Source organism: Rhizobium sp. ZK1 (assembly GCF_047782645.1).
GTDB lineage: Bacteria > Pseudomonadota > Alphaproteobacteria > Rhizobiales > Rhizobiaceae > Rhizobium.
This window is the reverse complement of record NZ_CP180586.1, coordinates 1,427,231-1,452,453: the sequence shown is the minus strand read 5'-3', so window position 1 is coordinate 1,452,453 and position 25,223 is coordinate 1,427,231. Positions and strand designations below refer to the sequence as shown.

30 protein-coding genes are annotated in these 25,223 nt (G+C 59.4%); 15 read left to right on the top strand and 15 right to left on the bottom strand.

Translation table 11 applies throughout. The features are described 5' to 3' along the window. Window positions 1-86: 86 nt before the first annotated feature. Window positions 87-1,424, top strand: coding sequence for a tlde1 domain-containing protein (locus ACK9YZ_RS07540; RefSeq protein ID WP_416066163.1), 1,338 nt, complete (start codon window positions 87-89; stop codon window positions 1,422-1,424). On the opposite strand, the gene ACK9YZ_RS07535 is transcribed toward ACK9YZ_RS07540, so the two are convergent. Continuing rightward, entirely contained in the window at window positions 1,421-2,275 is an 855-nt protein-coding gene (locus ACK9YZ_RS07535; RefSeq protein WP_416066162.1) for a LysR family transcriptional regulator, read from the bottom strand. The two genes, ACK9YZ_RS07540 and ACK9YZ_RS07535, sit on opposite strands and share 4 nt — an antisense overlap. A gap of 87 nt (window positions 2,276-2,362) precedes the next feature. Here ACK9YZ_RS07535 and ACK9YZ_RS07530 point away from each other — a divergent pair, with 87 nt between their 5' ends. Both ACK9YZ_RS07530 and ACK9YZ_RS07525 read left to right on the top strand, forming a co-directional pair. Beyond that, window positions 2,363-3,064, top strand: a complete 702-nt coding sequence (locus ACK9YZ_RS07530) for a haloacid dehalogenase type II (RefSeq protein WP_416066161.1) — start codon at window positions 2,363-2,365, stop codon at window positions 3,062-3,064. Window positions 3,065-3,086: 22 nt separating this feature from the next. Next, a complete protein-coding gene (locus ACK9YZ_RS07525; RefSeq protein ID WP_416066160.1) occupies window positions 3,087-3,878 on the top strand; it encodes an aldolase in 792 nt (263 codons plus the stop codon). A 7-nt stretch (window positions 3,879-3,885) separates the two neighbouring features. On the opposite strand, the gene ACK9YZ_RS07520 is transcribed toward ACK9YZ_RS07525, so the two are convergent. Then, the gene (locus tag ACK9YZ_RS07520) at window positions 3,886-5,043 is read right to left on the bottom strand and encodes a pyridoxal phosphate-dependent aminotransferase (protein ID WP_416066159.1); all 1,158 of its coding nucleotides are present in this window, start codon (window positions 5,041-5,043) and stop codon (window positions 3,886-3,888) included. Between the two features lie 206 nt (window positions 5,044-5,249). Here ACK9YZ_RS07520 and ACK9YZ_RS07515 point away from each other — a divergent pair, with 206 nt between their 5' ends. The 5 genes from ACK9YZ_RS07515 (at window position 5,250) to aat (ending at window position 9,176) form a co-directional block, all read left to right on the top strand. Next, window positions 5,250-6,008: a DsbA family protein gene (locus ACK9YZ_RS07515; RefSeq protein ID WP_416066158.1), complete on the top strand. Its 759-nt coding sequence runs from the start codon at window positions 5,250-5,252 to the stop codon at window positions 6,006-6,008. A 244-nt stretch (window positions 6,009-6,252) separates the two neighbouring features. Beyond that, on the top strand, window positions 6,253-6,690 hold the full coding sequence (gene aroQ, locus ACK9YZ_RS07510; RefSeq protein ID WP_216757865.1) for a type II 3-dehydroquinate dehydratase: 438 nt from the start codon (window positions 6,253-6,255) through the stop codon (window positions 6,688-6,690). 21 nt (window positions 6,691-6,711) lie between these two features. Next, entirely contained in the window at window positions 6,712-7,188 is a 477-nt protein-coding gene (gene accB, locus ACK9YZ_RS07505; RefSeq protein WP_216757864.1) for an acetyl-CoA carboxylase biotin carboxyl carrier protein, read from the top strand. 10 nt (window positions 7,189-7,198) lie between these two features. Further along, on the top strand, window positions 7,199-8,551 hold the full coding sequence (gene accC, locus ACK9YZ_RS07500) for an acetyl-CoA carboxylase biotin carboxylase subunit (protein ID WP_216757863.1): 1,353 nt from the start codon (window positions 7,199-7,201) through the stop codon (window positions 8,549-8,551). Between the two features lie 7 nt (window positions 8,552-8,558). Further along, entirely contained in the window at window positions 8,559-9,176 is a 618-nt protein-coding gene (aat, locus tag ACK9YZ_RS07495) for a leucyl/phenylalanyl-tRNA--protein transferase (RefSeq protein ID WP_416066157.1), read from the top strand. A 28-nt stretch (window positions 9,177-9,204) separates the two neighbouring features. Here aat and ACK9YZ_RS07490 read toward each other — a convergent pair whose 3' ends face one another. The 6 genes from ACK9YZ_RS07490 to ACK9YZ_RS07465 all read right to left on the bottom strand — a co-directional run bounded on the left by ACK9YZ_RS07490 (window position 9,205) and on the right by ACK9YZ_RS07465 (window position 13,390). Beyond that, complete coding sequence (locus tag ACK9YZ_RS07490) at window positions 9,205-9,645, bottom strand: DUF2155 domain-containing protein (protein ID WP_416066156.1); 441 nt, start codon at window positions 9,643-9,645, stop codon at window positions 9,205-9,207. Window positions 9,646-9,762: 117 nt separating this feature from the next. Continuing rightward, window positions 9,763-10,158, bottom strand: a complete 396-nt coding sequence (locus ACK9YZ_RS07485) for an NADH:ubiquinone oxidoreductase subunit NDUFA12 (protein WP_416066155.1) — start codon at window positions 10,156-10,158, stop codon at window positions 9,763-9,765. Between the two features lie 102 nt (window positions 10,159-10,260). Next, window positions 10,261-10,728 (bottom strand): GNAT family N-acetyltransferase, encoded by a 468-nt coding sequence (locus ACK9YZ_RS07480; protein ID WP_416066154.1) that lies wholly within the window; start codon window positions 10,726-10,728, stop codon window positions 10,261-10,263. A gap of 1 nt (window position 10,729) precedes the next feature. Beyond that, on the bottom strand, window positions 10,730-11,236 hold the full coding sequence (locus ACK9YZ_RS07475) for a GNAT family N-acetyltransferase (protein WP_416066153.1): 507 nt from the start codon (window positions 11,234-11,236) through the stop codon (window positions 10,730-10,732). Between the two features lie 65 nt (window positions 11,237-11,301). Continuing rightward, window positions 11,302-12,804 (bottom strand): Asp-tRNA(Asn)/Glu-tRNA(Gln) amidotransferase subunit GatB, encoded by a 1,503-nt coding sequence (gene gatB, locus ACK9YZ_RS07470; RefSeq protein ID WP_416066152.1) that lies wholly within the window; start codon window positions 12,802-12,804, stop codon window positions 11,302-11,304. A gap of 76 nt (window positions 12,805-12,880) precedes the next feature. After that, complete coding sequence (locus ACK9YZ_RS07465; protein WP_216757857.1) at window positions 12,881-13,390, bottom strand: GNAT family N-acetyltransferase; 510 nt, start codon at window positions 13,388-13,390, stop codon at window positions 12,881-12,883. Window positions 13,391-13,709: 319 nt separating this feature from the next. Between ACK9YZ_RS07465 and ACK9YZ_RS07460 the strand changes: the two genes are divergently transcribed. Further along, the gene (locus ACK9YZ_RS07460) at window positions 13,710-13,967 is read left to right on the top strand and encodes a YjhX family toxin (protein WP_416066151.1); all 258 of its coding nucleotides are present in this window, start codon (window positions 13,710-13,712) and stop codon (window positions 13,965-13,967) included. A gap of 52 nt (window positions 13,968-14,019) precedes the next feature. Here the strand turns inward: ACK9YZ_RS07460 and ACK9YZ_RS07455 are convergent, their stop codons facing one another. The 4 genes from ACK9YZ_RS07455 to ACK9YZ_RS07440 form a co-directional block, all read right to left on the bottom strand. Beyond that, window positions 14,020-14,295 carry a hypothetical protein gene (locus ACK9YZ_RS07455; RefSeq protein WP_416066150.1) on the bottom strand — a complete coding sequence of 92 codons (276 nt, stop codon included), beginning with the start codon at window positions 14,293-14,295 and terminating at the stop codon, window positions 14,020-14,022. A 157-nt stretch (window positions 14,296-14,452) separates the two neighbouring features. Further along, window positions 14,453-15,934 carry an Asp-tRNA(Asn)/Glu-tRNA(Gln) amidotransferase subunit GatA gene (gene gatA, locus ACK9YZ_RS07450; RefSeq protein ID WP_216757854.1) on the bottom strand — a complete coding sequence of 494 codons (1,482 nt, stop codon included), beginning with the start codon at window positions 15,932-15,934 and terminating at the stop codon, window positions 14,453-14,455. 58 nt (window positions 15,935-15,992) lie between these two features. Continuing rightward, window positions 15,993-16,280 (bottom strand): Asp-tRNA(Asn)/Glu-tRNA(Gln) amidotransferase subunit GatC, encoded by a 288-nt coding sequence (gene gatC, locus ACK9YZ_RS07445; RefSeq protein WP_216757853.1) that lies wholly within the window; start codon window positions 16,278-16,280, stop codon window positions 15,993-15,995. A 125-nt stretch (window positions 16,281-16,405) separates the two neighbouring features. After that, the gene (locus ACK9YZ_RS07440) at window positions 16,406-17,110 is read right to left on the bottom strand and encodes a metal-dependent hydrolase (protein ID WP_216757852.1); all 705 of its coding nucleotides are present in this window, start codon (window positions 17,108-17,110) and stop codon (window positions 16,406-16,408) included. A 167-nt stretch (window positions 17,111-17,277) separates the two neighbouring features. Between ACK9YZ_RS07440 and ruvX the strand changes: the two genes are divergently transcribed. After that, window positions 17,278-17,769, top strand: coding sequence for a Holliday junction resolvase RuvX (gene ruvX / locus ACK9YZ_RS07435; protein WP_416066149.1), 492 nt, complete (start codon window positions 17,278-17,280; stop codon window positions 17,767-17,769). On the opposite strand, the gene ACK9YZ_RS07430 is transcribed toward ruvX, so the two are convergent. From ACK9YZ_RS07430 to ACK9YZ_RS07420, 3 genes are all read right to left on the bottom strand, one after another. Then, a complete protein-coding gene (locus ACK9YZ_RS07430) occupies window positions 17,709-18,038 on the bottom strand; it encodes a DUF6105 family protein (RefSeq protein ID WP_416066148.1) in 330 nt (109 codons plus the stop codon). The two genes, ruvX and ACK9YZ_RS07430, sit on opposite strands and share 61 nt — an antisense overlap. Then, complete coding sequence (locus ACK9YZ_RS07425; RefSeq protein WP_216757849.1) at window positions 18,035-18,208, bottom strand: hypothetical protein; 174 nt, start codon at window positions 18,206-18,208, stop codon at window positions 18,035-18,037. The genes ACK9YZ_RS07430 and ACK9YZ_RS07425 overlap by 4 nt, the downstream gene beginning before the upstream one ends. A 120-nt stretch (window positions 18,209-18,328) precedes the next feature. Beyond that, the gene (locus ACK9YZ_RS07420; protein WP_416066147.1) at window positions 18,329-18,988 is read right to left on the bottom strand and encodes a TetR/AcrR family transcriptional regulator; all 660 of its coding nucleotides are present in this window, start codon (window positions 18,986-18,988) and stop codon (window positions 18,329-18,331) included. A gap of 248 nt (window positions 18,989-19,236) precedes the next feature. Here ACK9YZ_RS07420 and map point away from each other — a divergent pair, with 248 nt between their 5' ends. The 5 genes from map to ACK9YZ_RS07395 all read left to right on the top strand — a co-directional run bounded on the left by map (window position 19,237) and on the right by ACK9YZ_RS07395 (window position 25,160). Continuing rightward, window positions 19,237-20,073, top strand: coding sequence for a type I methionyl aminopeptidase (gene map / locus ACK9YZ_RS07415; RefSeq protein WP_416066146.1), 837 nt, complete (start codon window positions 19,237-19,239; stop codon window positions 20,071-20,073). Window positions 20,074-20,081: 8 nt separating this feature from the next. Beyond that, window positions 20,082-20,897: a RadC family protein gene (gene radC / locus ACK9YZ_RS07410; protein ID WP_216757846.1), complete on the top strand. Its 816-nt coding sequence runs from the start codon at window positions 20,082-20,084 to the stop codon at window positions 20,895-20,897. Window positions 20,898-20,969: 72 nt separating this feature from the next. Continuing rightward, window positions 20,970-21,560, top strand: coding sequence for a dual specificity protein phosphatase family protein (locus tag ACK9YZ_RS07405; protein ID WP_416066145.1), 591 nt, complete (start codon window positions 20,970-20,972; stop codon window positions 21,558-21,560). A gap of 98 nt (window positions 21,561-21,658) precedes the next feature. Next, on the top strand, window positions 21,659-23,065 hold the full coding sequence (gene sthA / locus ACK9YZ_RS07400) for a Si-specific NAD(P)(+) transhydrogenase (RefSeq protein WP_216757844.1): 1,407 nt from the start codon (window positions 21,659-21,661) through the stop codon (window positions 23,063-23,065). A 313-nt stretch (window positions 23,066-23,378) separates the two neighbouring features. After that, the gene (locus tag ACK9YZ_RS07395) at window positions 23,379-25,160 is read left to right on the top strand and encodes a B12-binding domain-containing radical SAM protein (protein WP_416066144.1); all 1,782 of its coding nucleotides are present in this window, start codon (window positions 23,379-23,381) and stop codon (window positions 25,158-25,160) included. Window positions 25,161-25,223: the final 63 nt, after the last annotated feature.

The window sequence follows — 25,223 nt, the reverse complement described above, 5'->3', positions numbered from 1 at the left end:
GCCTTTTTGGGCAGTTAGCGGCTCCGGCATAGATCAGTAGTCAGTGTTGCCGGCCTGCATAGCGAGTTTTGGAAGACGAGTAGAGTATGGCGTTTGCAGTAGGGACGTTCAACAACGTCGCCCCTTTTGGCGGATCCCCTGTTCGTTCGGGCAGATCTCGCGGTTTTCTTACCGGCATCGCAATTGCCGGACTTTTGGCCTCCACGTGGCTTATCGGCACTGTTGCGACGATGCAATCCATGTCGATACCGTTCCGCTCCCAAAAGGAGATTGCTCCGGTCACGGCTGCGCCGAAGGCAACACCTGTTGCCGTTGAGCACGAGCGGCTCATCCACGTGAACAAGGCTTCGCGGCTTGCGGCATTCGATGCGAAGCCGGTTGTGCCTTTGACGGCACAGTTGATCCAGTCGCATGCGGAGAAGACATCGGCTGCCTCGAATGGAGCGCTGGCGCTTGCGAAAACCAACCGCCTTCCCGTTGCCGTCGCGCAACTTCAGCCGGTTGCCGTCTCCGACAATCCGCGCTTCAACAAGGACGACACGCTCGAGGCGCCGGCAACCGTCGTCGAAACCGCTTCCGCTGCGTCTGACGACGATGACAGGATCATCATTCCGTCGAAGGAAGCCGTTGCGGCTGCCGAAATGCCGGCCATGCTCGCGCTTACCGAAGGGGGGCCACGCGTGATGCCTGCTCCGGTCGAGCCGGCGCCGGTCAATCGCGCTGCCGCTCCTGCTGCCGGCAAGCCGGCAGAGGTGGACGTTGCCGAGGCAGACGGCCCGCAGCCCTTCGATCTGGTTCTGGCGCCCGATGAGGATTCCGTACCGCTGCCGATGGCGCGGCCCGATGGCCTCGTCGGCAGGCCCGCTCCGGCCTCCAAAGGTTCGCCGCGCGCTGCCGAGCCTGTACTTGCTTATGCCAAGCCGAACTCGCCGATCGAGGATGGTCAAGACGATGCAGTGCCGCGCTACGATAAGCCGGTCTTCTCGCCGCGCCTGCGTGCAGGCGTGGCGATCTACGACATCGAAAATGCTACGGTCTACCTGCCGAACGGCGAGCGACTGGAGGCCCATTCCGGCCTCGGAAAGATGCGTGACAACCCACGCTACATTGATCAGAAGATGCGCGGACCGACGCCGCCGCATACCTATAATCTGACGATGCGTGAAGCCCTGTTCCATGGCGTAGCGGCCATTCGCCTGACACCGGTGCAGGGTTCGGACGCGATCTTCAATCGCGTCGGCCTGCTGGCACACACCTATATGCTTGGCAAGAACGGCGATTCCAACGGCTGCATTTCCTTCAAGGATTACAAGCGCTTCCTCGCCGCTTACAAGCGCGGTGATATCAGGCAGATCGTCGTCGTGCCGCGGATGAACAACAAGCCTGCTTCGACGCTCGCTTCGCTCTTCTCGTCGCGCACCTAAAGACTGGCCGCGAGGAAATCGGCGAGCGACCGGCTCTCCGCCGAGAGGCGCAGCTTTCCCCTGACGAGCGCAAGTTCGGATGCCGGCTGCGGATCGAACCCATCCGCCGCTGTAAGCCGGCGATGTTCAGGCAGGACGGCATCCGATGGTAGCAGGCTGATGCCGAGGCCGGAAGCGACTGCGGCCTGAACTCCCATCAAACCCTGGCTCGTATAGGCAATGCGCCAACGCCGCCCGCTGCGCTCGATGAAGCGTATCGCCCGTTCGCGATAGATGCATCCAACAGGAAAAACTGCGAGCGGCACCGTCTCATCGTCCTTCACCGGCCGGTTCATGCTCTCGACCCAGACCAGCTCTTCCTCCCAATTGGCCAGACAGGTGCCGTCGCCGGGCTCGCGTTTGATCAGCGCCAGATCGATTTCGCCGACGTCGAGAAGGCGGCGAAGCTCGACGCTCCACCCGCTGACAGTGTCGAGCCTTATATGCGACGAGGCAGCAGAAAACCCGGAGAGAAGATCGATGAGCCTGCGGCCGGCAAAATCCTCGGGAACACCAAGCCTCACGGTCTTGGGCGCAGCGGGCTTGCGCATGACGTCCATTGCCTCTTCTGCCGTCGCCAGCAGACGTCGCGCATAGCTCAGGAGCACTTCGCCTTCCTCCGTCGTCTGGATGCCGCCCGTCGACTTGTCGCGCAGCAGCAGGGTGCGACCAATATTGGCCTCAAGCTTTTTGATCTGCTGGCTGACAGTGGACTGGGTGAGGTGAACGCGCTCGGCCGCACGCGTGAAGCCGCCGGCGTCGACGACGGCTGCAAAGGTGCGAAGAAGATCGAGGTCGAAAGCGAAGCTCATTTGATTTTCCACTAGGTGTAATTACAACATTTAATTTCTCAATGACGCTGTTCTTTGTCAACATGACGAAAATCGTGGAGACGAGAGATGACACTTCCCGGAAACCGGCCGACCTGGCTGACATTCGACTGTTACGGCACGCTGATCCAATGGGATGAAGGGCTGCTTGCCGCGATGGATGCTATCCTGTCGGCAAAGGGCGGCGATATCGACCAGTCGGCCTTCATTGCTGTCTACGACCGATACGAGCATGAACTGGAACAGCAGAAGCCGCACCGATCCTTCGGCCAAGTCACCGCCCTTGCATTGGAACTGGCGATGAACGAGTTTGGCCTGCCGTTCAACACCGCTGATGCCGATCTGCTGACGTCATCGATCGGCCGGATGCCCCCCTTCCCCGAAGTCGTCGAAACGCTCGACAAGCTGAAGACTGCCGGGTTCCGGCTCGCCATTATCTCGAATACGGACGACGCGATCATTGCCGGCAATGTCGCACAACTCGGCGGCCTCATCGACCGGGTGATCACCGCTGAACAGGCGGAAGCCTATAAGCCGTCGCCACAGATCTTCCGGCATGCCTGGAAAACGCTCCACATCGGCATGGATGATCTCGTGCATATCTGCGCCAGCCCGCATCTTGACCTTGCGGCCGCGCGCGAACTTGGTTTTCGTGCGATCTGGGTGGATCGCGGCACGGGACGGAAGCCGCTCAGCGATTACCGTCCCAACGAGATCGTGCCGACGCTCGATAAGGTGCCCGGCTTATTTGCCGCAAACGGCTGGATGTAATTGACGCGATTGGAGACAAGACATGGCTCATGAACTGAACCTTGCGAAAGGACAGCCCGCGATATTGCGCAATTTGCCGCTCGATACGGACGAGATCTGGCAGGCGCGCGTCGATTTGGCGGCCTGCCTCAGAATGGCCGCGCGGCTCGGGCTCGAGGAAGGCATCTGCAATCATTTCTCGGCCGTCGTGCCCGGCCATCCCGATCTCTTCCTGGTCAACAGGCTCGGTTGGGCCTTTCAGGAGGCCACCGCTTCGTCTCTGCTGATCTGCGATTTCGATGGCAATATCATCGCCGGCGACGGTGTGCCGGAAGCGACCGCCTTCTTCATCCATGCCCGCCTGCACAAGATGTCGCCGCGCGTGGGTGCCGCCTTCCATACGCATATGCCGAACGCGACCGCGCTCAGCATGATCGAGGGTGAACCCTTCGTCTGGGCAGGTCAGACGTCACTGAAATTCTATGGCCGCGTCGCGGTCGATGAAAACTATAACGGACTGGCACTCGATGAGCGCGAGGGCGACAGGATCGCCGCCGTGCTTGGCGACAAGGACATCCTGTTCATGAAGAACCATGGCGTCATGGTCTGCGCACCAAACATCGCCGAAGCCTGGGACGACCTCTATTATCTTGAGCGCGCCGCTGAAGTTCAGCTCAAGGCGATGAGCACCGGGCGGCAATTGATTGCTGTGCCGACCGATATCGCCGAACAGGCCGCAAAGCAGATGCGGGAAGGCGATCCGGAAAGTGCGCGCCTGCATCTTGAAAGCGTCAGGCGTGTTCTCGACCGGCAAGCGCCGGAATACCGGAGCTAAATCCCGCTCATTTCAGCCAGGCGCCGATGCGCTCCAGAGCCTCGGCGATCTCGGCCTCCGAACCGGCATAGGACATGCGCAGGGTGCGCGGTCCTTCAACCGGATCGAAATCGAGGCCGGGGGTGGCGGCGATATTGATCTCCGCCAGCATGCGCCTTGCGAAATCCATGCTGTCATTGGTGAAGCGCGAAACATCTACATACGCGTAAAAGGCGCCGTCCATCGGTGAGGCCGGCGCAAGACCGATCTTCGGCAACCGATCGAGCAGCAGCTCGCGATTGGCGGCATAGCTTGCCTTGACGTGATCAAGTTCGTCGCCTGCACCGAGGGCGGCGCTGGCGGCGATCTGCGAAAGCTCCGGCGGAGAGATATAGAGGCTCTGGGCGACGCGCTCGATCGGACGCACCAGCCGCTCGGGCAGCACCATCCAGCCGATGCGCCAGCCGGTCATGCAATAATATTTGGAGAAGGAGTTGATGACGATCGCCTCGTCCGTCAGCTCCAGCGCGCTCGTCTCTTCTCCTGCAAAGGTCAGGCCGTGATAGATCTCGTCGGAGATGAAGGCGATGTCGTTGGCGTCGCAGTAAGCAGCAAGCGCTTTCAGGCCTTCGCGGCCAGTGACAGTGCCGGTCGGGTTGGCGGGGCTGGCAAGCAGCGCGCCCTTCAGCTTCACGCCTTTTTCCGCTTGGATCGCTTCGAGACTTTCTGGCGTCAGCGTGAAATGCGTTTCTGCGCTGACGGGCACTTCGACCACATTGAGGCCAAGGGCGCCGAGGATGTTACGATAGGCGGGATAGCCCGGCCGGGCGATTGCAACGGCATCGCCGACATCGAAAAGCGACAGGAAGGCGAGATTGAAGGCGGCGGACGAACCGGTTGTGATCGCGATACGCGCAGGAGCGATCTCGATGCCGTGGCGATCGCGATAGTGCTCGGCGAGCGCATTTTTCAGCCGTGCCGTGCCGAGCGCATCCGTATAACCGATGCGCCCTTCGGCGAGCGCCGCGCGGGCGGCTTCAAGAGCCAATTGGGGCGCAGGATGAGACGGCTGGCCGACGGCCATGGAAATGACGGGGTGACCGCCTGCGCGCCTCTTCGTCGCCTCGGCCAGAACATCCATGGCATGGAACGGTTCGACTTCGCTGCGTTTCGAGATGGAAAACACGATCACTTCCTGCCTGGCTTCGACTGAAGGCCAGACAATTGCCGCAATAATCGGCTCATCACAATCCCGCGAGGGCTTGGATCGGAGGAAAATTCCTGTTTGATGGCGGCCCGACGCGCCGTAATTTGATGCGGACGCATCCAAGCCCATTAACCCGGCGATGGTATTTTCCGCTTCGAAAACCATCAGCCGACGACGAGGATACCATGGCCTTCTTCTCCAAAACGCTCACCGCGCTGGTGCTTGCAGCCTCCATCGCCCTTCCGGCTCAGGCGTTTGCATTCGACGATCAGCAGAAGAAGGAGCTCGGTGAATTCATCAAGCAGTACCTGATCGAAAATCCGGAGATCATGCTCGAGGTGCAGGACGCGCTGCAGAAAAAGCAGCAGATGGCCCAGCAGGTGAAGGCCACGATGGCGATCGAGAACAACACCGACGGCATCTTCGATTCCAAGAACGACGTGACGCTCGGCAACCCCAAAGGCGATGTCACCGTCGTCGAGTTCTTCGATTATAATTGCACCTATTGCCGTCACGCCCTGCCCGACATGCAGGCCTTGTTGAAGAAGGACAAGAATGTCCGCTTCGTGCTGAAGGAATTCCCGATCCTCGGGTCGGATTCGGTCGCGGCGCACCGCGTGGCGGATGCCTTCCGCCGCCTTGCGCCGGAAAAATACGGCGATTTCCACGTCGCGTTGCTCGGCAGCGATGGCCGTGCCTCCGAGGACACCGCAATCCAGGTCGCCTCTTCTCTCGGCGTCAGCGAAGACAAGATCCGCGCGGAGATGAAAAAGAGCCCGAACGATGGCATCGTGCAGGCGACTTATCAGCTTGCAGCCAATCTCGGTATCAGCGGTACACCGTCCTATGTGATCGGCAACGAAATGGTGCCCGGTGCCGTCGGCATCGACGACCTCGAAGCCAAGGTGAAGAACATGCGGGCCTGCGGCAAGACAAGCTGCTGAACCCGCGCCCATCAAATCGCCTAAATCGAAGCGTTTCAGCCATGTGGACAAACATGGCGCGACCTCCTCTGCCGATTCTGTAAGGGCTTTCAATAAGCCCGCGCGGAGTCTATAGGTGGCGCTCGCGCATTCCCGTGCCTTTGCCGCCGAAAGGCTGACACAGGACGCGATGAATACAATGAACCGCGTAACGGTCGCCTGATCCAGAGAGGATCAAGAGCCGGTGCGCCAAACGGAACATTCGATGACGCAAACGATTTTCGTCCTGAACGGCCCCAACCTGAATATGCTGGGCAAGCGAGAACCTGGCATTTATGGCGGCAAGACGCTCAAGGACATAGAGGCGGACTGCAAGGCTGCGGGCCGCGAGCTCGGATTCGACATCGATTTCCGCCAAAGCAATCACGAAGGCACGCTGGTGGACTGGCTCCACGAAGCGGATGAAAAGGCTGTCGGCGTTGCCATCAATGCAGGCGCCTATACGCACACATCCGTCGCGCTGCATGATGCGATCCGTGCTATTTCCATTCCCGTCATCGAACTCCACATATCCAATGTGCATGCACGGGAAGAATTCCGTCACAAGTCGATGATCGCGCCGGCATGCAAAGGCGTGATCTGCGGCTTCGGGCCTCACAGCTACATCCTGGCGCTCCACGCGCTGAAGAACATCACGGCATAAGAAGAAGACAGGGCAACACTCATGGCTGAAAAGAAATCCGGTATCGATCAGGCACTGATCCGCGATCTCGCCAATATCCTCAAGGACACGGATCTGACCGAGATCGAAGTCGAACAGGAAGATCTGCGTATCCGCGTTTCCCGCGCAGGCACGACCCAGTACATCCAGGCGCCGATTGCGGCCCCCGCCTATGCAGCACCGGCTGCAGCTGCAGCAGCCCCGGTAGCTGCTGCCGCTGCTCCCGCAGCGGCAGGCCGCAACCCGGCGAACACGGTGAACGCGCCGATGGTCGGCACCGCCTATATGGCCCCGGCCCCGGGCGCGCGCGCGTTTATCGAACTCGGCGCTACGGTCAAGGAAGGCCAGACGCTCCTCATCATCGAAGCGATGAAGACGATGAACCAGATCCCCTCGCCGAAGTCGGGCAAGGTTACGGAAATCCTCGTCGAAGACGGCTCGCCCGTCGAATACGGCCAGGCGCTCGTCGTCATCGAATAAGGCTTTGCCAATGATCTCGAAGATCCTCATAGCCAACCGCGGCGAGATCGCCCTTCGCGTGCTGCGCGCCTGCAAGGAACTCGGAATTGCGAGCGTTGCCGTGCATTCGACGGCTGATGCCGACGCCATGCATGTGCGCCTTGCCGACGAAAGTGTGTGCATCGGCCCGCCGCCTTCGCGCGAAAGCTATCTCAACATCCACCAGATCGTCGCAGCCTGCGAAATCACCGGCGCTGATGCCGTACATCCGGGTTACGGCTTCCTGTCGGAAAATGCCAAGTTCGCCGATATTCTCGAAGCCCACGGCATTACCTTCATCGGCCCGACGGCGGAACACATCCGCATCATGGGCGACAAGATCACCGCCAAGACGACGGCGCAGGAACTCGGCATCCCCGTCGTTCCCGGCTCCGATGGCGAAGTGAAGACCGAAGAGGATGCGCTGAGGACGGCAGCCTATATAGGCTATCCGGTGCTGATCAAGGCAACGGCCGGCGGCGGCGGACGCGGCATGAAGGTCGCCAAGACCGAAGCCGACCTGATTGAAGCCTGGTCGACGGCCCGCACCGAAGCGTCCGCCGCTTTCGGCAATGACGCCGTATACATGGAAAAATACCTCGAAAAGCCACGCCACATCGAAATCCAGGTGTTCGGCGACGGCGAAGGCAATGCCATCCATCTCGGCGAACGCGACTGCTCGCTGCAGCGCCGTCACCAGAAGGTCTGGGAAGAGGCAAACTCGCCTGCCCTCAATGTCGAGCAGCGCAAGAAGATCGGCCAGATCTGCGCCGACGCCATGAAGAAGCTGAAATACCGCGGCGCCGGCACGATCGAGTTCCTCTACGAAAATGGCGAGTTCTATTTCATCGAAATGAACACCCGCCTGCAGGTGGAGCATCCGGTCACCGAAGCCATTACCGGCATCGACCTCGTGCATGAGCAGATCCGCGTTGCCTCCGGCGGCGGTCTCTCGGTCACGCAGGACGAAGTGCACTTCCACGGCCACGCCATCGAATGCCGCATCAATGCCGAGGACGCACGCACGTTCGTGCCCTCGCCCGGCACGATCACGCATTTCCATGCACCGGGTGGACTTGGCGTGCGCATCGATTCCGGTGCCTATCAGGGCTACAAGATCCCGCCCTATTACGATAGCCTCATCGGCAAGCTGATCGTTCACGGTCGGACACGCGTCGAATGCATGATGCGCCTGCGCCGCGCGCTCGATGAATTTGTCGTTGACGGAATCAAGACGACGCTGCCACTGTTCCAGGATCTCGTTTCCAACCAGGATATCGCCAACGGCGACTACGATATTCATTGGCTGGAAAAGTACCTCGCCAACAGCAAGCCGGCAGCATAGGACAAGAATGGCAGGAGCGCGCAGGAAGTCACCAGGTATTACCCCGGAGATTCTCCTGCGTGCCTATTCTATCGGCCTGTTTCCCATGGCCGAATCAGCCGACGATCCCGAAATCTTCTGGGTCGAGCCGGATATCCGCGGCGTCCTGCCGCTGGACAATCGTTTCCACATCTCCAAAAGCCTTCGAAAGACAATCCGCCAGAAGCCCTTCGACATTCGCTTCAACAGTGACTTCGATGCCGTGATTACTGCCTGTGCCAGCGAGACATCCGATCGCCCGAGCACCTGGATCAACGAAACCATCAAGACGCTCTATTCCGCCCTGCACCGCATGGGTCACGCGCATTCCGTCGAAGCCTGGGATGGCGATGAACTCGTCGGCGGGCTCTACGGCGTGTCGCTCGGATCGGCCTTCTTCGGGGAAAGCATGTTCTCTCGGCGGACCGACGCTTCGAAAATCTGTCTCGTGCATCTGGTGGAACGTTTGAAGCAGAAGCACTTCACGCTTCTCGATACACAATTCACGACGGAACATCTAAAGACATTCGGGGCGATCGACGTACCGAAGGCGGATTATGCGCTGTTGCTCGCCGCAGCAATGGAATCGCCACATCTGGAGTTCTAAGGAACTCTCTTTTTGCCAGAGAAGACGTTTACTTCGCGCCGGCGCTATCCGGCGGCGGGACGTCGGAGTTCTGCTTGCAGTCCTTCAGCCAGACGTCATAGATCGGATGCTCGACGGCGTTGAGGCCGGGGCTGTCGGCAAACATCCAGCCGGTGAAGATGCGGCGGATCTTGCGGTCCAGCGTGATCTCGTCGACTTCGACGAAACCGTCGATCTTCTGGGCTTCCGACTGGTCGCGCGAATAGCACGCCTTCGGCGTGACCTGCAGAGCGCCGAACTGGACCGTTTCGTTGACATAAACGTCGAACGTGGTGATGCGGCCGGTGATCTTGTCGAGGCCGGAGAAGACGGCGACCGGATTGTCGATGCGAGCCGCCTTGGCTGGAGTGGAAAGAAGCCCGGCACCAACCGCCAACAGCGATACAGCTCCCGCAGCCGGCAGGACCATGTTTCGCAGGGAAAGCTTCATATCTACCCGTCTCCAGCGCATATTCAGTTCATGGCCACATCGACTGCAGCCACCCTGCGGGTAAAGGTCAATTGTGGCCAAAGCGCGGGGCAGACACCGCCATCCAATGCTTGATGCTCAGTTGCCCGGCGTCCAGGCGTCGTAGTCGCCGGTCACGCGCGGACGTTCGCCAGTCGCAGCCAGAGAGCCTGGCGGACGATAAGCCTGCGGCGAGCCAGTGGGGTTGGCGCGGTGCGGTTTCTGCCACTCTTTTGCAACGTAGTTTTCGTTGGACGGCGGAACATCGGTGCGGTGATGCATCCAGCCGTGCCAGCCCGGAGGGATGGCAGAAGCTTCCGCGTAACCCTTGTAGATTACCCAGCGCTTCGGCAGGCCATATGAGGAAAGGCCGCCTTCGTAATAGACATTGCCCAACTCGTCCTCACCAACGCGCTTGAAGCCGCGAAGGGCGAAAAGCGTGCCGAACGTATAGTTGTTCCACCAGGTGAAGGTGTGCAGCAGGAACTTGATCATGTCTTTTCCTCGTGGCCGCAGAACGCGGACGAAAGCAGATAGGATTTTTCGCTTATGCCGCCGCCAAGCCGAATTGTCCAGTGATTCCCGCCGAAACGACGGTCATTTCAGAGCCATCTTGAAACCGATATGCGAGGGCTTGAAACCGAGCCTTTCATAGAAACGATGGGCATCCTTGCGCACTGCATTCGATGTCAGCTGGACGAGCCGCACGCCGCGACTTTTCGCCTCGGCAATGGCGAATTCGATCATCCGAGCACCGATGCCCTGCCCGCGCAGATCGGCACGCGTGTGCACCGCCTCGATGATCATGGCGGACGAGCCGCGTGCGTTGAGCGAGGTGGTGATCATCGTCTGGAAGGTGCCGACGACGTCACCGTCCCGCTCTGCAACGTGAAGCGCCTGGTTGGAAGACGCCGTGATCGTCGCGAAAGCGCAGGCATAATCCGGATAGGCCTCGGGATCGGTGGTATCACCATGACCGCCGAGAGGATCGGCGGCAAACATCGCAATCAAGGCGGGCAGATCGCGTTCACGCGCTTCACGAATGATGATGTCGCCGGATGCCATGTCAGTGGAGCTCGAGCGCCTTTTCGAAGACCAGTGTCGGAATGCCGGACTGATCGGGACCGCTGTTCTCCTTGCGGCTGATCTCGACGAAACCGAGGCGCTCGTAGAAATGGACGGCTTCGTGGTTCTGCACCTCGACCTCCAACCGCATGATCTCGGCATCGGGAAAGCAGGTTTCGAGCTCGGCGAAGATATCGCGGCCAATACCCTGGCGCTGCAGGTTTGGCCTGACATAGAGCAGATGCAGCATGACGGTCTTCGTCATTTCATCCGACATCGCCGCGTATCCCATGCCGCCGATATCCCGGCCGTCATCGGCAACGAGGAACTCGGCATTCTTCTTCGTCAATCGCGCCTTCAGCGTAGCCGGCGAAAAAAGATGGGCGATCAGTTCGTTGACCTTTGCAACGCCGTGGCTCGCATCGTAGGCCGCATGGAAGCTCTCGTCGAGCAGAGTGCGGACCTTTTCCAGATCACGTTCGCTGGCCGTTCGGACGAAATAAACCAAGACCTTCTCCTTGCGGTATCGGTCCACCGAAAACCGCTTCGCACGTTTCGGCGGATGCCGTTGGCTTATTCCTCGATGCCGAGCTTTGCCTTGACGAGAGCCTGCACGGCCTGCGGGTTGGCCTTGCCGCCGGTCGCCTTCATCACCTGACCGACGAACCAGCCTGCAAGCGTCGGCTTTGCCTTGACCTTGGCAACCTGATCCGGGTTGGCGGCGATGATCTCATCGACGGCCTTTTCGATCGCGCCTGTATCCGTCACCTGCTTCAGGCCGCGGCTTTCAACGATCTCGTTGGGATCGCCACCCTCGTTGAGGATGATTTCGAAGACGTCCTTGGCGATCTTGCCGGAGATGGTCTCAGCCTTGATGAGGTCGATGATGGCACCGAGCTGAGCCGGAGAAACCGAGGTTTCCTCTATGCTCTTGCCGGTACGGTTCAGTGCGCCGAGCAAATCGTTGATGACCCAGTTGGCAGCCGTCTTGCCGTCGCGGCCCTCGGCAACGGCTTCGAAATAGTCGGCAATCGCCTTTTCCGAGACGAGCACGGAAGCGTCGTAGATCGAGAGACCGAGTTCGCGAACGAAACGCTCTTTCTTATCGTCAGGCAGTTCCGGCAGATGCTTGGCCAGATCACTGATGAAGGCGTCATCAAATTCGAGCGGCAGCAGGTCCGGATCGGGGAAATAGCGATAGTCATGCGCATCTTCCTTAGTGCGCATGGACCGCGTCTCACCCTTGTTCGCGTCGAACAGGCGGGTTTCCTGATCGATCGTGCCGCCATCCTCGAGAATACCGATCTGCCGGCGGGCTTCGAATTCGATCGCCTGGCCGATGAAACGGATGGAGTTGACGTTCTTGATTTCGCAGCGCGTACCGAAAGGCTCACCCGGGCGGCGCACGGAGACGTTGACGTCGGCGCGCATGGAGCCCTCATCCATGTTGCCGTCGCAAGTGCCGAGGTAGCGTACGATCGAGCGCAGCTTCGTCATGTAGGCCTTGGCCTCATCGGAGGTGCGCATATCCGGCTTGGAGACGATTTCCATCAGCGCCACGCCGGAACGGTTGAGGTCCACATAGGACATGGTCGGATGCTGGTCGTGCATCGACTTGCCGGCATCCTGCTCCAGGTGCAGGCGCTCGATACCGATCTCGATATCCTCGAACTGACCCTGACGATCCGGGCCGAGCGAGATGACGATCTTGCCCTCGCCGACGATCGGGTCCTTGTACTGCGAGATCTGGTAGCCCTGCGGCAGGTCCGGGTAGAAATAGTTCTTGCGGTCGAAGACCGAGCGCTTGTTGATCGCAGCCTTCAGGCCGAGACCGGTGCGAACCGCCTGCTTGACGCATTCCTCGTTGATGACAGGCAGCATGCCAGGCATGGCCGCATCGACGAGCGAGACATTCGAATTCTGCGGCTTGCCGAATTCCGTCGAGGCTCCGGAGAAAAGCTTGGAATTGGAGAGCACCTGGGCATGGACTTCCATGCCGATGATGACTTCCCAATCGCCGGTGGCGCCGGGGATATAACGTTTCGGATCAGGCGTGCGAACGTCGACAATGGTCATGAGATGCTCTTCGAAGGCTGTTCTTTTCAACTGGTGAGGTAAAGGAAATGGCCTGCCGGTGCAAGGCTTTCAGCGGTTAGAAACCGGGGCCGTAACCTTCCGGCTCCTGCGGGCCGAGATGCTTGGTGAGCCCGACGGACGGTACGTCACGATCAAGCTTCGGATTATAGGCGACCGAGAGCCAGTGGATCGAGTAGCCGTGCTTCTGAAAGAAGGCGATTGCCTCGGAATTTCCCGAGTGGGTCTGCATTGCCGCCTCCTCGAAGCCTCGCTCAAAGATATCGGCCTCGATACGCTCCAGCAGAGCGGTACCCAGCCCCTGCCGGTTGAAGCTCGGGTCGATCCAGAAGTCGGAAATCGTTTCGTCCAGCCCCTCGCGCGCCGCCCAACCGGCAACCTGTCCGTTCTGCTCGACGACAGTGATGGTCAGCCAGCTATTATCCACAAAAGTCCGGAAGGCGCTGCGGGCTCCATCCGTCATGGCGTCCGATTCGCCGATCAATGCCATTGCTCTTTGCCAGGCTCGTAAGCCGATCTCGCTCAAGAGTTCCGTTTCGCCTTCGCGGGCATTGCGAATGTGGATCAATGGCACCTCCGCTCTACAATAGAGAGTAGACCATTGAGTCGGGCAATTTTCCAGTGCCTCCAATGAGATAAAAGGGGAAAGCATTTCGATCGGCTTTTCTCCGCAACCCTCGTCCGGCTTGACCGGATTGTGGTTGCTGATAAAAGACGCGCCAGAGGTGTTTTATGTCTAACCTGTCTGAGACCCGGTAAAGGTCCCTGCCGCAAGCACAGGCTCGCGCGCATGGACCCGAAAAACGAAGCCGCGGCGTATCGGCTAAGCCCGAACGCCAGATCGTTTTTGTGCGCCTCCGTGAAGGCGCGTTTCCGGATCAACAGCAATGGACATCTCGCGCGCAGAACAGCGCATCCTGCACCTTATGGCCCAGGGTGGCCGTATCGAAATTACCCGCGACAACAATAAGAAGATCGAAACGGTGAACTGCTTCACCCGCGACGGCTGGGTCTATCCTGGCTTCGGTCTGGAGCTTTTCCGTAAGCTGAAACGGCTGAAGGCGATCAAATCTTCCGCCGGCCAGCCTTATCGGATCACGGACAGAGGTCTGAAGCTGGTCAGGTCGCAACTCGATAACAGATAGGTCTGACGAGAGCCTGGCCGTGCAGCAAAGTTGCTGTGCGGCCAGCAGAGTTTCAGAGCCTTGCGGAAAGCTCCGGACGCATCGCCGTCCACTCCTCGGCAATCGTGCCCCCGCCGACGGTCTTGCCGGCGCGGCGATACCAGTAGCCGGCGTTCCAGTCGTCGCCTTCGACGCGATGACAAAACGCGTGGCCCCAGTCGAAGGGCTGTTCGCCTTCATGGTTCTGGCAGATTTCGTGAACCGCCTCCCATTCCGCGCCCATCTTAAAGCCGCTGGCAGCGAGGCGATCAAAGGCCTCGATCAACCGTGCAAGATCCCGTTTCGGCATGAGGCCCTCCCCGCAAAGTCCTCCCTCTATAACAGGCGCCGCCTCGAAATCCGAGACGGCACCTGCTTTTCTTCAATCGCGGAGATTGATGATGTCGTTCATCAACCCGCCCGTACTGTTGTGGATGGTCAGGTAAGCTTTCGGATCGTTAAGCCGGTTACCACCACTTGGCCGGCGTGAACTTGCCGGCGGCCTGTTCGATGACATGGGCGGTCTTGAAGAGGGTTTCCTCGTCGAAGGCCTTGCCGATGAGCTGCAGGCCGAGGGGCAGGCCCCTATGGTCCAGACCGGCGGGAACGGCAATGCCCGGCAGACCGGCCATGTTGACCGTCACCGTAAAGATGTCGTTCAGGTACATCTTCACCGGATCGGATGCGAGGTCCTCGTCGGCAACGCCGAAGGCCGATGACGGGGTTGCGGGCGTCAGAATGGCATCGACTCCGGCATCGAAGGCGAGTTCGAAATCGCGCTTGATGAGCGTGCGGACCTTCTGGGCGCGCAGGTAATAGGCGTCGTAGTAACCGGCCGACAGAACATAGGTGCCGATCATGATGCGGCGCTTGACTTCCTGGCCGAAGCCGGCGGCGCGCGTCTTTTCGTACATGTCGACGATATCCTTGCCGTCGACACGCAGACCGTAGCGCACACCGTCGTAACGGGCGAGGTTCGAAGAGGCTTCGGCAGGGGCCACGATGTAATAGGCCGGCAGGGCGTATTTCGTGTGGGGCAGAGAGATGTTGACGATCTCGGCACCGGCATCCTTCAACCAGGCGATACCCTGCTGCCAGATAGCTTCGATCTCGTCCGGCATTCCGTCGACGCGATATTCGTTCGGAATGCCGATCTTCATGCCCTTGAGCGATTTACCGATGGCGGCCTCATAATCCGGAACCGGCAGATCGACCGAGGTCGTATCCTTGGCATCGACGCTTGCCATCGACTTTAAGAGGATTGCGGCATCGCGAACGTCGCGGGCGATCGGGCCGGCCTGATCGAGCGAAGAGGCGAAGGCAACCGTACCCCAGCGCGAGCAGCGGCCATAGGTCGGCTTGATGCCGACGGTGCCGGTGAAGGCTGCCGGCTGGCGAATAGAGCCGCCGGTATCAGTGGCGGTCGCACCGGCGCAGAGATGGGCGGCAACGGCTGCGGCCGAACCGCCGGACGAGCCACCAGGAACGAGCTGCTGGTTGGAGCCTGCGGCACGCCAAGGGTTGATGACAGCGCCATAATACGAGGTCTCGTTGGAAGAGCCCATCGCGAACTCGTCCATATTCAGCTTGCCGAGCATGACGGCGCCGTCATCCCAGAGGTTCTGGGTCACCGTCGATTCATAACGGGGCTCGAAACCATCGAGAATGTGGCTGCAGGCCTGGGTGTGCACGCCAACGGTGGCGAACAGGTCCTTGATGCCGAGCGGGATGCCTTCAAGATCACCTGCCTTGCCGGCGGCAATTCGCTCGTCAGAATTCTTCGCCATGACGCGTGCGAGATCCGGCGTGACCTTGATATAGGCGTTGAGCTGGCCATTGGCCGCATCGATCGCCGAAATATAGGCTTCGGTCAGTTCGGTTGCGGTGATCTCCCTGGCGCGCAGCTTCTGGCGGGCTTCGGCAATGGTCAGGCTGGTGAGTTCGCTCATCGTGTTTTCGCTTCAGATCTGAAAATGGCAACAGGGTCGGAAAGAGGCGTTGAGCGCCCTATTCGACGACTTTAGGTACCAGGAAGAAATTGTGGTCGGTGATAGGCGCATTGGCAACGACATCGGCGGCCTTGTTGCCGTCATTGACGACATCGGGCCGCTTCTTCATGTCCATCGGCGTTACCGAGGTCATAGCCTCGACACCTTCGACGTCGACTTCGGAAAGCTGCTCGACGAAGCCGAGGATGCCATTCAGCTCACCGACCATGCGATTTGCCTCTTCTTCCGAGACAGCAATACGGGCAAGGCGCGCAACGCGCTTAACGGTGGCGAGATCGACGGACATGGCATTCTCCGGATAGGAATTTTCCTATCGCTATAAAGACCATGTCCGTCCTGTGCAACGGGTTTGCCTTTTCGGCAACGCAGAATTCCTCTCCCCAAATCCACCTGGATTCGAGGAGTTATGCATCAGAGCGAGAAGCTCTCGCCGGGCTTCGGCGCCTTCACTTCGGTTTTGGAGGCCTCCATGCCGGCAATGAATTTCTCCGGCGTCTGGTCGATGATCGGGAAGGTTCCGTAGTGGCCGGGGATGGCCGTCTTGAAGTTGAAGTAGCGCTGGCAGGCAAGCGCTGCGACAGCACCGCCCATGGTGAAGCGGTCGCCGATCGGGACGATGCCGATATCCGGCTGATGCAATTCGTTGATCAGCCCCATGTCGGAGAAGATATCGGTGTCGCCCATATGGAAGAGGCTGGGCTCGTCCTCGAAATGCAGCACGAGGCCGTTCGGGTTGCCGAGCGAATGGGAAACGCCATCTTCGGTGATCTGGGCGGAGGAGTGCAGTGCATTGGTGAAGGTCGCACTGAAACTGCCGAGCGAGACGGTGCCTCCGGTATTGCCCATTTCGAGCTTCTCGACACCCCTGGAGCCAAGCCAAGAAGCAAGGTCGGCATTGGCAAGAACGACGGCGCCGGTGTCCTTGGCAATCTGGATCGTATCACCGACATGGTCGGCATGGCCGTGGGTCAGCAGGATGTGGGTGATGCCTTTGGTTACGTCCTTGATATCCTGGCCAGTGAAGGATGGGTTATAAGTCAGGAAGGGATCGATCAGGATTTTGGCGGCTTTCGTCTCGATGCGGAAAGCAGCATGGCCAAGCCAGGTGATCTTCATGAAAAGTCTCCTTTATTACGTGATGCAAAAGACGATTTTGGAGCCAAAGCAATTCCGGCCGGAAAACCGTTTCGCACTTTTTCTGGAATTGCTCTAAGGACATAGCCGATATGGCCGCAAAGAAAAGCGGTGGGCGCTTCAATTTCTTTTGACAGGATGACACGACAATGACGGTGCTGACGATCGAGGAACTGGCCGAAGCGCTCGGTCCCGGACAGGCAATCGCCGGCCTCGATCTCGGCACGAAGACGATCGGTCTTGCCATGTCCGATCTCGGACGCCGCTTTGCGACGCCGCGTCCGGTCATCAAGCGCGAGAAATTCACCATCGATGCCGAGACCCTGCTGGCCTTCGCAACGAGAGAAAAGGTCTCAGCCTTCGTCATCGGCCTGCCGATGAATATGGATGGATCGGCAGGGCCGCGCGTTCAGGCGACGCGGGCCTTCGTGCGCAACATGGAGCAGAAAACCGCCCTTCCCTTTGTCTATTGGGATGAGCGGCTATCGACGGTGGCGGCAGAACGGGCCTTGCTGGAAATGGATGTTTCGCGGGCAAAACGCGCCGAACGGATCGATTCGGCTGCGGCAAGCTTCATCCTTCAGGGAGCGCTTGACAGGCTTTCCTTGCTGGCGAGATCGGCAGACGATATGGAGGCGTGACGCGCCCTCCACCATGCCGCAATCTGACGGCGCTTACGGAAGCCCATGATGGCAAAGACGACGAGGCTGTCGATGGCGATGGCGCGAGCGACCAGCGGCGGAATTTCCTCCGGCGGCAGGCCGAGCACCTTGCCGTAAACCTGGAATGTCAGGTCATGGACCTGCCGCGTCAGCATGAAGATGCCGAAGTTCAGATCGTAATAGGAAAGCCAGTACCATCCCGCCAGGAAGACGATCGGACCGGCCCAGAAGATCAGAAACCACTTCATGCGGCCTCTCCTTCGTGATTGCGCAGGACCGGCATATCAAGAGAAACGAGCCAGACCGACGATGCCATGATGCAGAGTACGAGCGTGGGCACGGCGATATCCAGCGCCAGCACGGCAAAAAACATCATTGCCGCGACAAGCAACGCGGTTCTGGCGATACTGGTTTCCATCACTGAACTCGGGTCCACACTCGTTGCATTTCTACCTGACACCACACTGGCGGGTTAACCAGCATCACGCAACGTAAACCAATTGTTAAGGTTAATGTCTGGGCGCCGGCTGTGGATTATTCAGCCGTAGACGCCGCGCACCAGCCGCTTCAACGCACCTGCCGCCTTCTCCCAGTCCTTGCCGTTCTTCAAAACCAGACCCGCGCATTGCCCACCGGCGGCGGCGGCAAGCACAAGATGCTGGATGGAGGCGAAGATCAGGGCATTGACGGAAACGACGTCAACACCCTTCGGCGGCGTCAGCGAACCGCGCATGCGATCGAGCCACTGGCCAAGCGCCTTGGAGCGCGCTTCGGAAAGGCGCCTCACCTGTTCGGTATTTTCGGACACCTCCCAGGCGACGATGCGGCGCATCAGCGGATCGTCGCGCAACGCTTCCAGGAAAAGCAGCGACAACCGCTCCATCAGGTCGCCATAGGTCAGCAGGAACATGCCGCCGGTATCTTCGGGGATGCGGTCCTTGACCCAGTTGCCGAGATCGGCGCCGATCGCCTCGATGAGGCCTTCGAGGCCACCATAATAGCGGTAGATGAGCTGCTTGTCGCAGCCGGCGCGGCGGGCGACGGCATTGATGCCGAAATTCTGGAAACCCTCTTCCGCCAGCAGGCTCTTGGCCGCCTTCAGAATAGCGCGCTCGGTGGCGCCTCTGTCGCGGATACGCTTTTCAGGCTCAGTGGCACCCGTCTGTTCGAGCGCGGCCACGGCAGTTTCATTCAGCATTCGGTCAACCCCGGTCTGTCACCAATCGGTGAGTAACAGTGGAATTTTCCGCCTACAATCCTATCTAATTGACAAGACTGTGGATATTGATGGTCTGCAGCTCTGCTGACGCTGGTGGGCGGCCCGGCGACATCTTTTCACCCGGTATGACGCGCTCGATAAATCTTGCCCATGCGGTTGATCGCGATGGACGAACCCGGCATAGCTGCATTATGAAAAGAGACGACAATTTCTGCTAAGGCCTTGCAATGGTGAATTATATCGAAGCCTCCTCCGCGCCGCCGAAAAATACCGGCGCCATCAGGCTTTATGGTCCGGAAGCATTCGAGGGAATGCGCAATGCGTGCCAGCTAACCGCGCGCTGTCTCGATGCGCTTGCCGATATCGTCAAGCCGGGTCTCGCAACCAATGAAATCGACCGCTTCGTTTTTGAATTCGGCATGGATCACGGCGCTTATCCAGCGACGCTGAACTACCGCGGCTATACGAAATCCACCTGCACTTCGATCAATCATGTGGTGTGCCACGGCATTCCCGATGACAAAGCGCTTCGCGAAGGCGATATCGTCAATATCGACGTGACCTTTGTCGTCGACGGCTGGCATGGGGATTCGAGCCGCATGTATCCGGTCGGCCAAATCAAACGCGCTGCCGAGCGGCTGCTCGAAGTGACCTATGAGTCGCTGATGCGCGGCATCGCCGCTGTTCATCCCGGCGCGCGCACCGGCGCGATCGGTGAAGCGATCCAGACCTATGCCGAAGCGGAGCGCTGCTCCGTCGTGCGCGATTTTTGCGGCCACGGTGTCGGCCGTCTCTTCCACGATTCGCCGAACATCCTGCATTACGGTCGCGCCAATGAAGGACCGGAATTGCGTGAGGGCATGATCTTCACCATCGAACCGATGATCAATCTCGGACGCCCGCATGTGAAGGTGCTGGCGGACGGCTGGACCGCCGTGACGCGTGACCGCTCGCTGTCAGCGCAGTACGAACATACGATCGGCGTGACCGCGAATGGCTGCGAGATCTTTACGCTTTCGCCCGCCGGTCTCGACCGGCCGGGCCTGCCGCCGCTGAACGGATGACGGTCTCCATGGCGAAAGACCCCGTTCCGCAGGCTGGCGATGACGAATTGCCTTTCGACATGGACGAGGATATCGCCGTGGACGAACGGGCGTTTTTCGGACAGCCGGCAAAGGCGGTGGTTCCTGCAAAAAAAGCCGCCCTGCCCGTCAGGGAAGAGCATTATCACGGCCATCGCGAGAGGCTGCGCAACCGCTTCCGTGAGAATGGCGATACGGCGCTCGCCGACTATGAGATCCTCGAACTCCTGCTCTTCCGGCTGATCCCGCGCCGCGACACGAAACCGATCGCCAAGGCGCTGATCGATCGCTTCGGATCACTTGCCGGCGTCTTCGGTGCACCGGCAGCACTGCTGCAGGAAATCAAAGGCGTCGGAGAGACGGTGGCGCTGGATCTGAAGCTGATATCCGCCATTGGCCATCGCGCACTGAAGAGCGAACTCAGGGGCAAGCAGGTGCTTTCCTCGTGGTCGTCGGTCATCCAATATTGTCATGCGGCCATGGCGCATGAGACGCGCGAACAGTTCCGCATTCTCTTCCTCGACAAGCGCAATGCGCTGATCGCCGACGAGGTGCAGGGGCATGGCACGGTGGACCACACACCCGTCTATCCGCGTGAGGTAGTAAGGCGAGCGCTCGAGCTTTCGGCAACGGCACTGATTCTGGTCCACAATCACCCGTCGGGCGATCCCACTCCATCGCGCGCCGATATCGACATGACGAAGATGATCATCGATGCTGCAAAGCCGCTCGGTATTGCCATCCACGATCACATCATCATCGGCAAAGACGGACAAGCGAGCCTCAAAGGCCTGCGTTTGATATAGGACTCCGGCGAGGGCATGAAAAAGCCATCATGGCGTTCTCCAAGCTGAATGACTGACAACAGGATGGGAATTATGGGCATTTCTCCTGGTCGCTTATACGCGCCGCCGAGCCTTCGATCGCTGATACGACTGACGCTTCTGCTGCTGCTCATAACCGGTCTCTATCTCGGCTACCTACAGCTTTCGACCAATGTGCATGCGGTCGTCGATGGCCAGGTCTACCGCTCCGCCCAACCCTCCCCCGCAAAGCTTGGCGAACTCGTCAAGGAGTACGGCATCAAAACCGTACTGAACCTGCGCGGCGACAGCAGCGGCGAGACCTGGTACGACAACGAGGTCGCGGCTGCAAAGGGCCTCAATGTCCAGCACATCGATTTCCGCATGTCAGCGACCAAAGAACTATCCGTCGAAGAAGGTCGCCAGTTGATGGCGATCATGGCGGCTGCGCCCAAGCCTATGCTCATTCACTGCAAGGCCGGCGCCGACCGTACGGGACTGGCTTCAGCCATCTACGTCGCCGGCGTTGCCAAGGAGGGAGAGATGGCGGCGGAGTCGCAGATCTCGCTGACATACGGCCATCTGTCGCTTTTCTTCATCGGCGCCTATGCGATGGACCGCACATTCGAGCGGCTCGAGCCGATGTTTGGCTTTTTGAACTCCTAAACTGCACCGGAATACAAACTGTAACATTGACCGGCTACCGATGAACGCGCGACATTTCGCGTCGCAATATGATTCCAATTCCAGTTCGGGGCTAAAGAATGTTCCAGTACGATCTCGTGGTAGTGGGCAGCGGTCCGGCAGGGCGCCGTGGCGCGATCCAGGCTGCAAAACTCGGCAAGAAAGTGCTGGTCATCGAGCAAGGAAAGCGTGTCGGCGGTGTCTCCGTCCACACCGGCACGATCCCTTCCAAGACGCTGCGCGAGACCGCACTCAATCTTTCCGGCTGGCGTGAGCGCGGGTTCTACGGCCGCAGTTACCGCGTGAAGCAGGAGATCAGTGCCGAAGATCTGCGCCGCCGCCTGCTGATCACGCTCGATCATGAAGTCGAAGTGCTCGAACACCAGTTCGCCCGCAATCGCGTCCAGCACATCCGCGGCAAGGCAAGCTTCGTCGATACCAATACCCTGCAGGTCATCAAGGACGACGGCGACACGATGACGGTGACCGGCGCCAGCATTCTGCTCGCCGTCGGCACCAAGCCCTTCCGGCCTGACTATATACCGTTCGACAACAAGACCGTGCTCGACAGCGACGAACTGCTCGATATCGAAGAATTGCCGCGCACGATGGTCGTCATCGGCGCCGGCGTTATCGGCATCGAATATGCGACAATCTTTTCGGCGCTGGATACGGCCGTAACCGTCATCGATCCGAAGTCGACCATGCTCGACTTCATCGACAAGGAAATCGTCGAGGACTTCACCTATCAACTGCGCGACCGCAACATGAAGCTGCTGCTCGGCACGAAGGCAGAGAAGGTCGAGCGGCTTGATACCGGCAAGGTGCAGTTGACGCTCGACAGCGGCCGGCATCTCGTGACCGACATGGCGCTGTTTGCCGCCGGGCGCATGGGCGCCACCGATACGCTGAACCTGCAGGCCGTTGGTATCGAAGCCGACAGCCGCGGCCGTCTGAAGGTCAATCCCGAGACTTTCCAGACCTCGGTACCGAACATCTACGCCGCCGGCGACGTCGTCGGTTTCCCGAGCCTTGCCTCGACTTCGATGGAACAGGGCCGTATTGCAGCGCGCGTGGCGATCGGCGCCGTCGCCAAGGAGCCGCAGAAATACTTCCCCTACGGCATTTATGCCGTGCCGGAAATCTCCACCTGCGGCCTGACGGAAGAGGAAATGAAGGAGCGCGGCATTCCCTATGAATGCGGCATCGCCCGCTTCCGCGAGACCTCGCGCGGCCACATCATGGGCCTCGATACCGGCTTGCTGAAGCTGATCTTCTCGTTGAAGACGCGCCGGCTGCTCGGCGTGCACATCGTCGGCGAAGGTGCGACCGAACTGGTGCATATCGGCCAGGCCGTGCTGAACCTGAAGGGTACAGTCGAATATTTCGTCGAAAATACCTTCAACTATCCGACGCTTGCCGAAGCTTACAAAATCGCCGGCCTCGATGCGTGGAACCGCATGGGCGATATAAAGTCCGAACTTTAAAGAAACGCGGGGAAGGACCCTCGCCTTTCCAGGCGGCAGAACGTAAGCCGCTGATATTTAATTTTCATTTTTCCGCGGGGCGTCTCGTTGCACGCTACTGGTGATTGCCTGTGCCCCGCGCCAACTACCTATATCCTATGTCAAAAGATATTGGTAAAGTCAGCGTGTTCGCACCTTACATTGTTCTGTTGCGCTTTGCTTATCACCTTCCCAAGTATGGGGTGCGCCTTTCGACAGCCTGAAATCCATGTCTTAGACCGGCCTGCGGTACCAGTAAGTCCAGCAATGCAGACCACAACGAAAGATAGATATTTTGTCCGATACTTCAGAGGCTGCTCGCAGACGGTTTCAGCTCATCCTGATAAAGCCGTCGCACTATGACGACGACGGCTATGTGATCCGTTGGTGGCGGGCAATGATCCCCTCCAATTCGCTGGCAGCCATCTACGGGATTGCCGCGGATTGTGCCGAGCGGCAAATTCTTGGCGCCGATACCGCAATCGACATTACAGTCATAGACGAGACCAATACACGCATCGATTTTGCGGCGCTGCTGTCGCAGTTCAAGCGCAACGACAACTTCGGGATGATCGCGCTTATCGGCGTGCAATCCAACCAGTATCCCCGCGCGCTTGATATCGCCCGTCCGTTCCGCGATGCCGGACTGCCGGTTTCGATGGGTGGCTTCCATATATCGGGATGCCTGTCGATGCTCGACGGCGATGCGATCGGCCTTGAGGAATGCCGCAAGATGGGCGTTTCGATGTTTGCCGGCGAAGCCGAAGGACGGCTGGAGCTGGTGCTGCGTGATGCGGCCGCCGGTGAACTGAAGCCGCTCTACAATTTCATGAATGACCTTCCCGGCATCGGCGGCACTCCGGTGCCTTTCCTGCCGAAAGACAATATCCAGCGCACGCTTGGCCTCAGCACCAGTTTCGATGCAGGCCGCGGCTGCCCCTATCAATGTTCTTTCTGCACGATCATCAACGTGCAGGGCCGCAAGTCCCGTTTCCGCTCCGCCGACGATGTCGAGAAGCTGGTGCGCATGAACTGGGCGCAGGGTATCCATAAATTCTTCATTACCGACGACAATTTTGCCCGTAACAAGGATTGGGAAGCGATCTTCGACCGGCTGATCGAGCTGAGAGAAAAAGACGGCATTCCGCTCGGCCTGATGATCCAGGTGGACACGCTCTGCCACAAGATCCCGAACTTCATCGAAAAATCGAAGCGCGCCGGCGTCACCCGCGTCTTCATCGGTCTGGAAAATGTCAATCCGGACAATCTGACCGCCGCCAAGAAGAACCAGAACAAGATCACGGAATATCGCAAGATGCTGCTTGCCTGGAAGGCGCAGGGCATCATGACGCTCGCCGGCTATATTCTGGGCTTTCCGGCAGACACGCCGGAATCGATCCGCCGCGACATCAAGATCATTCAGGAAGAGCTTCCGCTCGACGTCATCGAATTCTTCGTTCTGACGCCGCTCCCCGGCTCCGAGGACCATCAGGTTCTCTGGAAGAAGGGCGTCGAGATGGATGCCGATCTCAATATCTATGATGTCGAGCATGTCTGCACAGCGCATCCGAAGATGAGCAAGCAGGAGTGGGAAGATATCTACCAGGAGGCCTGGTCGCTCTACTACTCGCCTGACCATATGAAGACCTTGCTGCGCCGCGCTGTGGCGACCGACATCAAGCTGAGCAGTCTCGTCAAGGTTCTGGTCTCGTTTGCGACCACCGTACCGCTGGAGAATGTCCATCCGTTGCAGAGCGGCCTTCTGCGCCTGAAACATCCCTCGGAGCGGCGCCCTGGCCTGAAGCGCGAACATCCGCTGCTGTTCTGGCCGCGTTTTGCCTTCGATACCGCCCGCAAGCATCTCTCGCTTGCCGGCACAATCATCGGCCTCAGCGTTTCGGCTTTCCTGATTGCGCGTGGCGCCGACGCCAAGACCTACATGGACAAGGCTCTGACTCCCGTCGGTGACGATGACGAAGACGTTCTCGATCTCTTCACCAAGACGGCGGGCGGCACGGCTGCCGTCAGCCACATCAAGAAGGTTGCCGAGCTGACCCACACACGCAAAGCCGTCTGACAGGGCCGTCGGGCCTGCGCACAGCCTGCCTGGTTTCAGAGCCCAATAAAAAAGCCCTGCCGC